This is a genomic window from Neisseria sp. HMSC070H10 (assembly GCF_001837635.1).
Classification (GTDB): Bacteria; Pseudomonadota; Gammaproteobacteria; order Burkholderiales; family Neisseriaceae; genus Neisseria; species Neisseria subflava_A.
This window is the reverse complement of record NZ_KV833358.1, coordinates 113,271-126,671: the sequence shown is the minus strand read 5'-3', so window position 1 is coordinate 126,671 and position 13,401 is coordinate 113,271. Positions and strand designations below refer to the sequence as shown.

General features: G+C 50.9%; 13 protein-coding genes. 10 read left to right on the top strand and 3 right to left on the bottom strand.

Features of this window, described 5'->3' with window-relative positions:
- Window positions 1-48: 48 nt before the first annotated feature.
- The gene (locus tag HMPREF2606_RS01790; RefSeq protein ID WP_070843206.1) at window positions 49-705 is read right to left on the bottom strand and encodes a cytochrome b/b6 domain-containing protein; all 657 of its coding nucleotides are present in this window, start codon (window positions 703-705) and stop codon (window positions 49-51) included.
- A 53-nt stretch (window positions 706-758) separates the two neighbouring features.
- Between HMPREF2606_RS01790 and HMPREF2606_RS01785 the strand changes: the two genes are divergently transcribed.
- Both HMPREF2606_RS01785 and HMPREF2606_RS01780 read left to right on the top strand, forming a co-directional pair.
- Window positions 759-1,640, top strand: coding sequence for an NAD(P)H-hydrate dehydratase (locus HMPREF2606_RS01785; protein ID WP_070843205.1), 882 nt, complete (start codon window positions 759-761; stop codon window positions 1,638-1,640).
- A 150-nt stretch (window positions 1,641-1,790) separates the two neighbouring features.
- A complete protein-coding gene (locus HMPREF2606_RS01780) occupies window positions 1,791-2,738 on the top strand; it encodes a bile acid:sodium symporter family protein (protein ID WP_070843204.1) in 948 nt (315 codons plus the stop codon).
- A gap of 97 nt (window positions 2,739-2,835) precedes the next feature.
- On the opposite strand, the gene HMPREF2606_RS01775 is transcribed toward HMPREF2606_RS01780, so the two are convergent.
- A complete protein-coding gene (locus HMPREF2606_RS01775; protein ID WP_070843203.1) occupies window positions 2,836-3,399 on the bottom strand; it encodes a YceI family protein in 564 nt (187 codons plus the stop codon).
- 278 nt (window positions 3,400-3,677) lie between these two features.
- On the opposite strand from HMPREF2606_RS01775, the gene ilvD reads away from it, so the two are divergent.
- The 7 genes from ilvD to ubiE all read left to right on the top strand — a co-directional run bounded on the left by ilvD (window position 3,678) and on the right by ubiE (window position 8,991).
- A complete protein-coding gene (ilvD, locus tag HMPREF2606_RS01770) occupies window positions 3,678-5,537 on the top strand; it encodes a dihydroxy-acid dehydratase (protein ID WP_003746398.1) in 1,860 nt (619 codons plus the stop codon).
- A gap of 69 nt (window positions 5,538-5,606) precedes the next feature.
- Window positions 5,607-5,738, top strand: a complete 132-nt coding sequence (locus tag HMPREF2606_RS11220) for a hypothetical protein (protein ID WP_256388404.1) — start codon at window positions 5,607-5,609, stop codon at window positions 5,736-5,738.
- Between the two features lie 68 nt (window positions 5,739-5,806).
- Complete coding sequence (locus HMPREF2606_RS01765) at window positions 5,807-7,096, top strand: CAP domain-containing protein (RefSeq protein WP_070843202.1); 1,290 nt, start codon at window positions 5,807-5,809, stop codon at window positions 7,094-7,096.
- Between the two features lie 76 nt (window positions 7,097-7,172).
- On the top strand, window positions 7,173-7,406 hold the full coding sequence (locus tag HMPREF2606_RS01760; RefSeq protein ID WP_070843201.1) for a cytochrome b6: 234 nt from the start codon (window positions 7,173-7,175) through the stop codon (window positions 7,404-7,406).
- Window position 7,407: 1 nt separating this feature from the next.
- Window positions 7,408-7,839, top strand: a complete 432-nt coding sequence (locus tag HMPREF2606_RS01755) for a gamma-butyrobetaine hydroxylase family protein (RefSeq protein WP_003746392.1) — start codon at window positions 7,408-7,410, stop codon at window positions 7,837-7,839.
- A 19-nt stretch (window positions 7,840-7,858) separates the two neighbouring features.
- Window positions 7,859-8,224 (top strand): MBL fold metallo-hydrolase, encoded by a 366-nt coding sequence (locus tag HMPREF2606_RS01750; protein ID WP_283122332.1) that lies wholly within the window; start codon window positions 7,859-7,861, stop codon window positions 8,222-8,224.
- Between the two features lie 29 nt (window positions 8,225-8,253).
- Window positions 8,254-8,991, top strand: coding sequence for a bifunctional demethylmenaquinone methyltransferase/2-methoxy-6-polyprenyl-1,4-benzoquinol methylase UbiE (ubiE, locus tag HMPREF2606_RS01745; protein ID WP_003746386.1), 738 nt, complete (start codon window positions 8,254-8,256; stop codon window positions 8,989-8,991).
- A 168-nt stretch (window positions 8,992-9,159) separates the two neighbouring features.
- Here ubiE and HMPREF2606_RS01740 read toward each other — a convergent pair whose 3' ends face one another.
- Entirely contained in the window at window positions 9,160-10,290 is a 1,131-nt protein-coding gene (locus HMPREF2606_RS01740) for a polyamine ABC transporter substrate-binding protein (protein WP_070822079.1), read from the bottom strand.
- Window positions 10,291-10,541: 251 nt separating this feature from the next.
- On the opposite strand from HMPREF2606_RS01740, the gene alaS reads away from it, so the two are divergent.
- Window positions 10,542-13,355 carry an alanine--tRNA ligase gene (gene alaS / locus HMPREF2606_RS01735; RefSeq protein ID WP_070843200.1) on the top strand — a complete coding sequence of 938 codons (2,814 nt, stop codon included), beginning with the start codon at window positions 10,542-10,544 and terminating at the stop codon, window positions 13,353-13,355.
- The last annotated feature ends 46 nt before the right edge of the window (window positions 13,356-13,401 follow it).

The following is a 13,401-nucleotide window of genomic DNA, read 5'->3' as shown; positions in this document are numbered from 1 at the left end:
CATTTCAGCTATCGGGGTCGGTTTGTTTTAGGTATCAGCCTTAAAACATCAACCGCGCAACATCCATACTGCGCACACTAAAACAATCGCCACCGACAAAGCGGCAAACAGTTGTCCCATTCCGGCCAATTTAGGCTGCTTGGCATCGATGGTTTTAAAGCCGTTAATCATCGGCGTAATCAAATCCTGTTTTTTCACAAAGCGATACAGCAAAACAGCCGCAATATGTACGCCCGCCAAAACAGCTAAGACATTAAAGAAATTGACATGGATTTTTCGTGCCAGCGTACCGGCGTGTTCGCTAACCAAATGATTCAAAAAACCGGAATTGGTAAACGTATTTTCATCGGCGGCAAATAAGCCAGTGGCCGTCTGAAAAACCAAGGCGGCCAATAAAGCGATGACCATCAGCGCGCCCAAAGGATTGTGGCCGACCAATTCGTCTTCAGACATTTGGCCTTGCGTGTAGCGGCGGATTTCGGAAAATGGACGCACAAAACGGCTGAATCTTGCCGTATCGCTGCCCCATATCCCCCAGCACAAGCGGAAAGCCACCAAAGCCAGCATCAACAAACCGCCGCGCAAGTGCCATACCAGCATATCGCCGCCCCGGGTGGCGCTGTACCACATAAAACCCATCAATAACACCAAGAGCCAATGGAACAGGCGCGTAGGTGCGTCCCAAACTTTTATTTTTTGCTTCATTACCTTTTACTTTCTGATTTAAAATTAAATTTCTTATCTTGGAAGGTTACGCCATGCAGCCCATCTACACGCTTCCCGAATCGCTTCAGGCTTTTCAGACGGCCTTAGCATTTCCCGACGTATTCCGCCCCCGCGTCCAAGAGTCGCACAAAGGCACATACGGCACGCTTGCCATTATCGGCGGCGCAATGGGAATGAGCGGCGCAGTGGTTTTAGCAGCCACAGCCGCCATGTATCAGGGGTGCGGCAAGGTTTGGGCGGGTTTCAACCAAGCCGCGCTGCCTTTTGCCATCATTCCCGAACGCCCTGAAATCATGCTTGCCACTGCGACCCAACTGATGGAGCGCAACGATGTCAGCGCATGGGTAATCGGCTGCGGATTCGGTCTGGACGGATTATCGGAGCAGCTGCTGCCCGAAATCCTGTCGACACACCATGACCGGCCTTTATTGCTCGATGCAGATGCCTTGACACTGCTGGCCCGTTCTCCCGAATTAGCCGAACGCCTCAAATCGTACAAACATATCGTCCTGACACCCCATCCGGCCGAAGCCGCCCGCCTACTCGGTACCGATACTCAATCAGTTCAAGCCGACAGACAGAAAGCCGTAACCGCAATCAGCCAAAAATATGGCGCAACCGTCGTATTGAAAGGCCATCATACATTAGTTGCCGCAACTGACGGCATGACCTATACCAACACCAGCGGCAATGCCGGATTGGCCACCGCCGGCAGCGGCGATGTCTTAAGCGGTATGATCGGCAGCCTGCTGGCACAAGGCATTCCGGCATTCCAGGCTGCTTGTGCCGGCGTTTGGTTGCATGGTGCGGCGGCTGATGTCATCAAACACAGCAGCCAAATCGAAACCGGCATGCTCGCCGGAGAAATCGCACCTGCCGCCCGATGGCTGCGCAATATTTTATCAAAAGAGTAATACCGCCTGTATCATCAATACAAATTGCAGGCCGTCTGAAAATCAATCTCTATTTTCAGACGGCCTGGTTTATTTTTAAGTCATTTTGCAAATTAAGGTTAAGGCGTGTATCCTTGATGTCCCTTAAAAACAACTTCACAACATATTATCATGAGTATCCTCAATAAAATCAGCAACTTTATTGGAAAAACATTTTCCCTTTGGGCTGCGCTCTTTGCCGGCATCGCTTTTTCCGCACCCGACACCTTCAAATGGGTCGGCCCTTACATTCCTTGGCTTCTGGGCATCATCATGTTCGGCATGGGCTTGACGCTCAAACCTTCCGACTTCGATATTTTGTTCAAACGCCCCAAAGCCGTCATCATCGGCGTGATTGCACAATTCGCCATCATGCCGGCAACCGCCTATCTGCTGGCCAAGCTGTTGAACCTGCCTGCCGAAATCGCAGTCGGTGTAATTTTGGTCGGCTGCTGCCCGGGCGGCACGGCTTCCAATGTAATGACTTATCTGGCGCGCGGCAATGTGGCTTTGTCGGTTGCCGTTACATCGGTTTCCACCCTGATTTCCCCATTGCTGACCCCTGCCATCTTCTTGATGCTTGCCGGTGAAATGCTGGAAATCCAAGCGGGCAGTATGTTGATGTCCATCGTCAAAATGGTTTTGTTCCCCATCGTTTTGGGCTTGATTGTCCATAAAGTCTTGGGCAACAAAACTGAAAAACTGACCGACGCGCTGCCGCTGGTTTCCGTTGCCGCCATCGTGCTGATTATCGGCGCGGTTGTCGGTGCCAGCAAAGGCAAGATTATTGAAAGCGGCCTGCTGATTTTCGCGGTTGTCGTACTCCACAACGGCATCGGCTATCTGCTCGGCTTCTTTGCCGCCAAATGGACCGGCCTGCCTTATGATGCACAAAAAACGCTGGCCATCGAAGTCGGTATGCAAAACTCAGGCTTAGGTGCCGCCCTTGCAGCCGCACACTTTGCCGCCGCGCCGGTTGTTGCCGTTCCCAGCGCATTGTTCAGCGTGTGGCACAATATCTCCGGCTCGCTCCTGGCAACTTATTGGGCAGCCAAAGCCGATAAAAATAAAGAATCCTAAACGCCTTTAATCATAAGGCCGTCTGAACAGGCATAAACGAAATCAACGATTTCTGCCTTACCTGTTCAGACGGCCTTTATTTTGAAATCAAGCAGGATTATTGTTTCACTGCTTCGATTTGGATATTGATGTTAACTTTTTTGCTCATACCGGCACTCACCAAATAATCCAAGCCCCATTTGGTACGGTCGATGGTGGTGCTGAAGTCGCCGCCACACACTTCTGCTTTTAACATCGGGCTTTGGTAGCAGTTGAATTTGTCGGCTTTGAGTTTCACCGGCGCAGTTTTGCCGCTCATGGTCAGATTGCCGTCAACGGAAAGCAGTTTTTTGCCGTTGAAATTGAATTTGGTGGATACAAAACGGATTTCAGGGTATTTGTCTGCATTGAAAATATCGGCAGATTTCAAATGTTGAGTAAAGCGATCTGAACCGGTTTGCAGTTTGGACAAAGGCAATACGATATCGATTGAGCCTTGGCGTTTGGCACGATCAAATTCCAAATTGCCGGTCAAACCATAAATACCGCCGACGTTGGTGCTGGTGTTGAAATGGTCGATGGCAAAGCGGGCATTGGCATGGAATTCGTCCACTTTATAAACAGCGGCGGACGCAGCGGAAGCCAACATGGCCGAACACAATGCAAACATGATTTTTTTCATCGTCTTATCCTTAAAAGTGTGAGAAGTTCCCTATCATATCATTTTTTGATATCAATATCTTTTGCAACTGGGAAAGACAGCATTTCATCTTAAGAAAACATCAGGCCGTCTGAACGAGAGGACCGCAAATTCAGGTGAAGCAAACACAGTTTAGTTTTATTACAAAATAGCGTGCTTCATCGCTCGTAATTGGTATAAAATACCGAGTTATTTCTACAACGGGCCGCCAATTAACCAGCCTATTTCAGACGGCCTCAGCATAAAACAAAGGAACAAAAATGCCTGAATACCGCTCCAAAACCTCTACCCACGGCCGCAATATGGCAGGCGCGCGCGCATTGTGGCGTGCGACCGGCGTCATGGAAACCGACTTCGGCAAACCGATTATCGCCATTGCCAACTCCTTCACCCAATTCGTCCCAGGCCATGTGCACCTGCACAACATGGGCCAACTGGTTGCCCGTGAAATCGAAAAAGCTGGCGGCATTGCCAAAGAATTCAACACCATTGCCATTGACGACGGTATCGCCATGGGCCACAGCGGTATGCTCTACTCCCTGCCTAGCCGCGACCTGATTGCCGACTCCATCGAATACATGGTCAACGCCCACTGCGCCGATGCGCTGGTGTGCATTTCCAACTGCGACAAAATCACTCCGGGCATGCTGATTGCCGCCATGCGCCTGAATATTCCGACCATCTTCGTTTCCGGCGGCCCGATGGAAGCCGGTAAAGTTATCGGCGTGGCCAATATTCAACCCGAACGCCGTTTGGACTTGATTGATGCCATGATCGAATCGGCAGACGACAATATCAGCGACAAACAAGTCGAAGAAGTCGAACAAAACGCCTGCCCGACTTGCGGCTCCTGCTCCGGCATGTTTACCGCCAACTCCATGAACTGCCTGACCGAGGCACTCGGCCTTTCCCTGCCGGGCAATGGTTCTTATCTGGCTACCCACGCAGGCCGCAAAGAATTGTTCCTCGAAGCAGGCCGCATGATTGTCGAAATCACCAAACGCTACTACGAACAAGACGACGAAACCGTATTGCCGCGCAGCATTGCCACTAAAAAAGCATTTGAAAACGCCATGACCATGGACATCGCCATGGGTGGCTCTACCAATACCATTTTGCACCTGTTGGCCGTCGCCAACGAAGCCGGTGTCGATTTCAAAATGGCAGACATCGACCGCTTAAGCCGCGTTGTACCTTGCATCTGCAAAACCGCGCCAAACAATCACGACTACTATATGGAAGACGTGCACCGCGCCGGTGGCATCTTCGCCATCCTGAAAGAATTGGACAAAGCAGGAAAACTGCACACCGACGTGTACACCATCCACGCGCCGACACTGAAAGACGCGATTGAAAAATGGGACGTGACCAACCCTGAAAACACCCATGCCATCGAGCGTTTCAAAGCAGCTCCCGGCGGCGTGCGCACTACTCAGGCGTTCTCGCAAAACCGTATGTGGAAAACCCTCGATCTCGACCGCGAAAAAGGCTGTATCCGCGATGTCGAACATGCCTACTCGCAAGATGGTGGCTTGGCAGTATTGTTCGGCAACATCGCAGAACGCGGTTGCGTAGTGAAAACCGCAGGCGTGGACGAGAGCATCCTCAAATTTACCGGTCGCGCCCGCGTATTTGAAAGCCAAGAAGATGCAGTAGAAGGCATTTTGGGCAACCAAATCGTGGCTGGCGATATCGTCATCATCCGCTACGAAGGCCCTAAAGGCGGCCCGGGCATGCAAGAAATGCTGTACCCGACTTCTTACCTGAAATCCAAAGGTTTGGGCAAAGCCTGCGCCCTCCTGACTGACGGCCGCTTCTCCGGTGGTACTTCCGGCTTGTCAATCGGCCACGCTTCGCCTGAAGCGGCAGAAGGCGGCGCAATCGGTTTGGTACACGAAGGCGACACCATCGAAATCGACATTCCAAACCGCAGCATCCACCTTGTCATTTCCGATGAAGAGCTTGCCGCACGCCGTGCCGAAATGGAAGCACGCGGCAGCAAAGCGTGGAAACCGGAAAACCGCGACCGCTACGTCTCCGCAGCCCTGCGTGCCTACGGCGCGATGGCGACTTCTGCCGACAAAGGCGCAGTACGCGACGTATCGCAAATCGAACGTTAATTAACCTGACTTTAAGGCCGTCTGAACGCTTTCAAGTGTTTCAGACGGCCTTCATTCAAACGGACACATATGGACAAATTCATTTTAGCGATGATCGGCATGGCCATTGCCCTGTTGATTATTATTGGTGGCGGATTTATCGCTGTCGAATATTTCAAATCCCACCCTGAAGCATTCCAAGTCAAGCCGCTATCAAAATAATCATTTAACGGCATGAGTTTCAAGGGGAAAGAGCCGCAGCTCAAGGCCGTCTGAACGCAGCACATATAATGAAACACATTCTTTACTGGCTGGGTGGTTTTGCCGTCGCCCTCGGCATATTCCAATACTACGAAACCCATCGCTATTCCGAAGACCAGCTCATTTACGCCCGACCGCCGCAAAATCGTACTGCCGTTGCCGATTTTGACGCCTTGGCGTATTTAAATTTCCTCCGCTCCTCAGCCAATCTGCCCGCACTGGCGCACTCAGCCACACTCGAACGCGCCGCGCGCAATCATGCCCGCTATCTACTGCAAAACCCTGACGACGGACATGACGAACACAATACGCGCAATCCCTTTTACACAGGCTCACGCCCATCAGACCGCACGCGCAAAGCCGGTTATGCCTATAAAGGCGTGCACGAAAACGTAAGCACCGGCCAGCATCCGCCAAACGAAAAAATCAACGACTATCTACCAGCCCAACATCAGCTGGATAATCTGATGACGGCGATTTACCACCGCCTCTCCTTGCTCGATCAAAATATCGACGAGGCCGGTGCGGCATTTGAATCGCAAGGCAAACAAATCGCGCTGAGCATTAATCAGGGCGACAGCAGATTCAACAGCCTCTGCCAAAAAAACCGCCCATTATCCGACCTCAGCCGTTCGTTTTATCAAGATGCCTGTCATGGTCATGCCATTGTTTATGCGGATGAAATCTCCAACCGCAAACTCCGGCCTTACATCACCTATCCGCAAGGCAATTTCGCTTCGCCGGTTTTCCACGGCGAGCGTCCCGACCCTATGCCGCATTATGAAATGACCGGCAATCCGGTCAGCATCGCCTTCTCCGAACAATCGCCCCCGGTCAAAATGCGTTCGTTCAAACTGTATCAGGACACAAAAGAAATCAAAGACGTCAAAATCTTAGATAAAGATAATGACCCAAACCGCCTCCTGACCGAACGCCAATTTGCGCTGTTTCCTTTACAGCCATTGGAATACGATACCGACTACCGTGCCGTGTTCCAATACCGTCAAAACGGAAAAAACAGAACGGTCGAATGGACATTCAGCACGCAAAAACCCGATTATCCTTATTTCATCGTCAAAGGCGGCGAAACGCTGGCCATCGAATCCGGACAAAAATATTTTATCCATTGGCAGGATTTTTGGTGCTTGAAACAATGCGAACGCTACAACTACCGCATGAACCGCGACACCCAACTCGACATTATCGAGCGGCAGGCGGGCGGCATCATTATCCGTGTCAACGGAAGCAAAGGCAGCAGCATCCGCTTAATGCCCGAAGGCGAAGACAGGCGCGCCATTACACTTTATTTATGGAAATAAAGCCGTTTTCAGACGGCATGAAGCAGCAAAAAACTGATAAAATACCGCCTCATCACCCTACGGCAAGCTATCCAATATGACCAAACATCCGCAAATAGCAGCCAATACCCGCTATGCCTTTGCCAGCATTGCCGCCATGTTGTCCGCATTTCTACTGTTCGTTGCCGTCATGTTGCTGCCTTTGGGGCTGACGGCGGACACACAAGTGAGCCTGATACGGTTTTCACTCTACGCAATCGTGCTGTTTGCCGTACTTGGCGGTATTTTTTCTGTACGCGTTGCCTATTTGCGTAAAAAGAACGGAGCATGACATGACCCAAGCCGATAAAATTCCACAAGAAATCCGCCTCCAAAAAGAGCGGCGCGTACTGACTTTGGTCTATGTTGACGGTGCCAAGAGCCTTCCTGCCGAATACCTGCGCGTGTACTCGCCCAGCGCGGAAGTGCGCGGACACGGTGCCGGCCAAGATGTTTTGCAAACAGGCAAAGCCGAAGTCAGCATTACCGATTTAGACCCCGTCGGCCAATACGCCTTGAAAATTACTTTTTCAGACGGCCACGACAGCGGCCTTTACGATTGGGACTATCTCTACCGACTGGCGCACAATCAAGACGCGCTTTGGCAAGACTATCTCGACCGCCTCGAAAAAGCCGGCGCGTCCAGAACACCAAGTGCCGAAGATTTGAAACCCAAACACACACATTCCTGCGGTAGCGGCGGTTGCGGCGGGAAGGCCGTCTGAAAAAAGCGAGACCGTAAGTTTGGATGACGGAAGGACGATTGACGGCAAAGCGTCCCTCTCCCCGCCCAAAAAAGGCCAAGAAGTGGCCATCTTCGGCGATACCAAAGCCTGTCCGCAGGCAGTACGCACCGCGCAAAACACAGACGTTTTGGCGCATGAAGCAACCTTTGCGGCAGGTGATGAAGAAACAGCGGAACGAGTGTTCCATTCAACCGTATCCAATGCCGCCAAGCTGGCTTTGCAGGCCAATGTGAAACAACTTTACCTGACCCACATCAGCGCACGTTATACCGAAGAAGAACAACGCCTGATGCTGAAGCGACAGGCACAAACTATATTTCCCGCGTCGAAAGTGGTTGGCGATTTCGACGTATTCGATATCTGAATCCGTATTATTTTAAGAAGGCAGACACTATGAGCGACCACAAAACCCATTTCGGCTTCACTACCGTTGACGAAGACGAAAAAGCAGGCAAAGTTGCCGAAGTCTTCCACTCCGTGGCAAAAAACTACGACATTATGAATGACGTAATGTCCGGCGGTCTGCACCGTGTTTGGAAACATTTCACCATCAATACCGCCCGTCTGAAAAAAGGCGACAAAGTATTGGACATCGCCGGCGGTACGGGTGATTTGTCCCGAGGCTGGGCAAAACGTGTGGGCAAAGAAGGCGAAGTTTGGCTGACAGACATCAACTCCTCCATGCTGACCGTCGGCCGCGACCGCCTGCTTAACGAAGGCATGATTCTGCCCGTATCGTTGGCAGACGCTGAAAAATTGCCATTCCCCGACAACTATTTCAATCTGGTTTCCGTCGCATTCGGCCTGCGCAACATGACGCACAAAGATGCCGCGCTGAAAGAAATGTACCGCGTATTGAAACCGGGCGGCACCCTGCTGGTGTTGGAATTCTCCAAAGTGTACAAACCTTTGGAAGGCGTGTACGACCTCTACTCTTTCAAACTGTTGCCGATTATGGGCAAACTGATTGCCAAAGATGCCGACAGCTACCAATACCTCGCCGAGTCCATCCGTATGCACCCCGACCAAGAAACCTTGAAACAAATGATGCTGGATGCAGGCTTCGACAGCGTGGATTACCACAACATGAGCGCAGGCATCGTTGCCCTGCATAAAGGCGTGAAATTCTAAGGCCGTCTGAAACAAACACAAAGGGCGTGATTGATAGACACGCCCTTTGATTTTTCAAACCTTATCCAAGCCAGTCTGACACAAACCAAAGGCCGTCTGAACAGCTGTAAAACGAAATCAAGAATTTCGGTTACACCATTCAGACGGCCTTAATATGTTCAAATCAGCTTATTTTCCTGCTTTCACGCTTTGCCATTGACGGACCATAAATTTCAACGCCGCAGGTTGAATAGGCACCATGATAAAGCTGTTTTTCAAATCTTCATCAGTCGGGAAAATTGTATTGTCGTTTCTAAACTCTTCATCCATCAGCTCCTGAGCCGGTTTGCTGGACGGCGCATAAGTAACAAAATTGCCATTTTTAGCCGCAACTTCAGGATCTAAGAAATCATTGATATACGCATGGGCATTGGCCACGTGTTTGGCATCTTTCGGAATCACAAACGAATCCACCCAAATTCCCACGCCTTCTTTCGGCATCATCACACGGATTTTTTCCTTGCCGCCCGCTTCTTCGGCACGACGTTTGGCAATGTTCAAATCGCCGCCAAAACCAATCGTTACGCAAGTATCGCCGCGCGCCAAATCATCGATAAAACCGGACGAGGTAAAACGCTTGATGTACGGACGGTTTTTCTTCAAAACTTCCGTAGCCGCCTTAATATCCGCCGTTTCGCTGCTGTTTGGATTTTTACCCATATAGTTCAACACCATAGGATAAATCTCCGCCGCGCTGTCCAAATAGCTGATGCCGCATTGCTTGAGTTTGGACGTGTATTCGGGGTTAAACACCAAATCCCATTGATTGTCCGGCAGTTTGTCCGTACCCAAAGCCTTTTTCACACGCTCGGTATTGATGGCGAAAGTATTGGTACCCCAATAAAACGGAACGGCGTATTCGTGATTCGGATCAACGCCTTCCATCAGCTTCATTAATTGTGGATTCAGGTTTTTATAGTTGGGAATCAGGGATTTGTCGATTTTCTGATACGCACCTGCCTTAATCTGCCTACCGACAAACGCATTGGAAGGACCCACGATGTCGTAACCCGACTTGCCGGTCAATACCTTGCTCTCCAGCGTTTCATCGCTGTCATATACATCATAAGTTACTGAGATACCGTGTTTTTTCTCAAACGCGGCAACCGTCTCGGGATCGACATATTCCGACCAGTTATAAATGCTCAATACCTTTTGATTATCGGTTTGCGCTGCCTTGTCGGCAGAAGTTTTGTCCGAGCCGCCGCAGCCGGCCAATGCCAGCGCAGTCAGTACGATGAGGGGCAGATGTTTGGCCATTATCATTCCTTGCGTATCCGGTTGAAAAGAGAAAGGCATTATAAAGCAGGCAAGCCGGGGCGGATAGGCTTCATTGTTAAAAGATATCGACCCGCTTGAGGCCGTCTGAAAGACAGTTTGCCGCCAACTTAAAACCTTTCTGCCGATAGCTTGAAATATGGTTTTGCGGTAAGATAACGCCCATTCGTTTTTAATCTCAACGCGCCGTCCGGGCCGTCTGAAATCTTTGTACAAAATCTTATCGAGACATTATGAAAACCACCGAACTACGCCAAAAATTCCTGAAATTTTTCGAATCTAAAGGCCACACCATCGTCCGCTCCTCCTCGCTCGTGCCACACGACGACCCGACCCTGCTGTTTACCAACGCAGGCATGAACCAATTTAAAGACGTATTCCTCGGCTTTGACAAACGCCCGTACAACCGCGCCACTACCGCGCAAAAATGCGTACGCGCAGGCGGCAAACACAACGACTTGGAAAACGTCGGCTACACCGCCCGTCACCACACCTTCTTTGAAATGATGGGTAACTTCTCCTTCGGCGACTACTTCAAACGCGACGCCATCCACTTCGCTTGGGAATTCCTCACTTCTCCCGAATGGTTGAACATCCCCAAAGACAAACTGTTGGCGACCGTTTACGCAGAAGACGACGAAGCCTACAACATCTGGCTGAACGAAATCGGCATGCCTGCCGAGCGCATCGTCCGCATCGGCGACAACAAAGGCGCGAAATACGCATCCGACAACTTCTGGCAAATGGGCGACACCGGCCCTTGCGGCCCTTGCTCCGAAATTTTCTACGACCACGGCGAAGAAATCTGGGGCGGCATTCCCGGCAGCCCTGAAGAAGACGGCGACCGCTGGATCGAAATTTGGAACTGCGTGTTCATGCAGTTCAACCGCGACGAACAAGGCAATATGAATCCGCTGCCTAAGCCTTCCGTCGATACCGGCATGGGCTTGGAGCGCATGGCCGCCGTCATGCAGCATGTTCACAGCAACTACGAAATCGACCTGTTCCAAGACCTGCTCAAAGCCGTTGCCCGCGAAACCGGCGCGCCATTCAGCATGGAAGAACCCAGCCTGAAAGTCATCGCCGACCACATCCGATCCTGCTCCTTCCTGATTGCAGACGGCGTCTTGCCTTCCAACGAAGGCCGCGGCTACGTATTGCGCCGTATCATCCGCCGCGCCGTGCGCCACGGTTACAAACTCGGTCAGAAACAAGCGTTTTTCTACAAACTCGTGCCTGATTTGGTCAAAGTGATGGGCGACGCGTATCCCGAGTTGAAAGAAAAACAGACGCAGATTATGGAAGCCCTGCGCGCGGAAGAAAGCCGCTTCGGCGAAACGCTGGAAAAAGGTATGGGCTTGTTTTCTAAAACTTTAGAGCGAATGAAATTATTAGATAAGGCGTTATCTCATGATGACATTAATATCGAAGGTGGTGGAACACGTATAGAGTCATTATTAAACATTATGAATAAAGAATCAGCTTTAAAAGCTGAAGAAGCTCTCATAAAAGCTGAGAAACAGGGCGTAACTGGTAGCTTATATGAAAAAATTTTAGCTGGTGGATATGAGTATAAACGAATCATTCCAGGTGAAATTATCTTCAAACTCTACGACACCTACGGCTTTCCCTACGATTTAACTGCCGACATGGCGCGCGAACTGGGCATCGAATTGGACGAAGAAGGCTTCAACCGCGAAATGGAAGCCCAACGCGCACGCGCACGCGCCGCACAAAGCTTCAAAGCCAACGCCCAACTGCCTTACGACGCTCAAGACACCGAGTTTAAAGGTTATAGCGAACGCCAAACCGAATCCAAAGTCCTCGCCCTCTACAAAGACGGCGAGCAAGTCAACGAATTGAACGAAGGCGACGAAGGTGCCATCGTTATCGACTTTACCCCGTTCTATGCAGAATCCGGCGGTCAAGTCGGCGATGTCGGCTATATCTTCGCAGGCGAAAACCGCTTCGAAGTACGCGATACCCAAAAAATCAAAGCGGCCGTATTCGGTCAATTCGGCGTACAAACTTCAGGCCGTCTGAAAGTCGGCGACAGCGTTACCGCCAAAGTGGATGACGAAATCCGTAATGCCAATATGCGCAACCACAGCGCTACCCACTTGATGCACAAAGCCCTGCGCGATGTATTGGGCGAACACGTTGAACAAAAAGGCTCTTTGGTTACCGCCGAATCCACCCGTTTCGACATTTCCCATCCTCAAGCAGTAACTGCCGAAGAAATCGCCGAAGTAGAACGCCGCGTCAACGAAGCCATTTTGGCCAACGTTTCCGTCAACGCAGCCATTATGAGCATGGAAGACGCCCAAAAAACCGGCGCCATGATGCTCTTCGGCGAAAAATACGGCGACGAAGTACGCGTACTGCAAATGGGCGGTTTCTCTACCGAATTGTGCGGCGGTACACACGTTTCACGCACCGGCGACATCGGCCTCTTCAAAATCATCAGCGAAGGCGGTATTGCCGCAGGCGTGCGCCGTATCGAAGCCATCACCGGCCTGAACGCACTCAAATGGGCGCAAGAGCAAGAGCGTTTGGTTAAAGACATTATTGCCGAAACCAAAGCCCAAACCGAAAAAGACGTACTGGCAAAAATCCAAGCAGGTGCGGCACACGCCAAAGCATTGGAAAAAGAATTGGCACTCGCCAAAGCCGAACTCGCCGTCCACGCAGGTGCCAAACTCTTGGACGATGCAAAAGACCTGGGTTCAGCCAAACTCGTTGCCGCACAAATCGAAGCCGATGCCGCCGCCCTGCGCGAAATCGTGACCGACTTGACCGGCAAATCAGAACAAGCCATCGTATTGCTCGCCGCAGTCAACGACGGCAAAGTTTCCCTGTGTGCCGGCGTATCCAAACCGTTGACTGGCAAAGTCAAAGCAGGCGATCTGGTTAAATTTGCAGCCGAACAAGTCGGCGGCAAAGGCGGCGGCCGTCCTGACTTGGCGCAAGCCGGCGGTACAGATGCCGACAAATTGCCTGAAATGTTGGTAAGCATTGAAAATTGGATAAATGAAAAACTCATTTAATCTGAATTGATGAATTTTAAATATGCCAATCAAAAATTATCATTTG

Bases quoted from the DNA above. Each gene is read 5' to 3' on its own strand.
- HMPREF2606_RS01790 (WP_070843206.1), bottom strand. From the start codon at position 705: ATGAAGCAAAAAATAAAAGTTTGGGACGCACCTACGCGCCTGTTCCAT.
- HMPREF2606_RS01785 (WP_070843205.1), top strand. From the start codon at position 759: ATGCAGCCCATCTACACGCTTCCCGAATCGCTTCAGGCTTTTCAGACG.
- HMPREF2606_RS01780 (WP_070843204.1), top strand. From the start codon at position 1,791: ATGAGTATCCTCAATAAAATCAGCAACTTTATTGGAAAAACATTTTCC.
- HMPREF2606_RS01775 (WP_070843203.1), bottom strand. From the start codon at position 3,399: ATGAAAAAAATCATGTTTGCATTGTGTTCGGCCATGTTGGCTTCCGCT.
- ilvD (WP_003746398.1), top strand. From the start codon at position 3,678: ATGCCTGAATACCGCTCCAAAACCTCTACCCACGGCCGCAATATGGCA.
- HMPREF2606_RS11220 (WP_256388404.1), top strand. From the start codon at position 5,607: ATGGACAAATTCATTTTAGCGATGATCGGCATGGCCATTGCCCTGTTG.
- HMPREF2606_RS01765 (WP_070843202.1), top strand. From the start codon at position 5,807: ATGAAACACATTCTTTACTGGCTGGGTGGTTTTGCCGTCGCCCTCGGC.
- HMPREF2606_RS01760 (WP_070843201.1), top strand. From the start codon at position 7,173: ATGACCAAACATCCGCAAATAGCAGCCAATACCCGCTATGCCTTTGCC.
- HMPREF2606_RS01755 (WP_003746392.1), top strand. From the start codon at position 7,408: ATGACCCAAGCCGATAAAATTCCACAAGAAATCCGCCTCCAAAAAGAG.
- ubiE (WP_003746386.1), top strand. From the start codon at position 8,254: ATGAGCGACCACAAAACCCATTTCGGCTTCACTACCGTTGACGAAGAC.
- HMPREF2606_RS01740 (WP_070822079.1), bottom strand. From the start codon at position 10,290: ATGGCCAAACATCTGCCCCTCATCGTACTGACTGCGCTGGCATTGGCC.
- alaS (WP_070843200.1), top strand. From the start codon at position 10,542: ATGAAAACCACCGAACTACGCCAAAAATTCCTGAAATTTTTCGAATCT.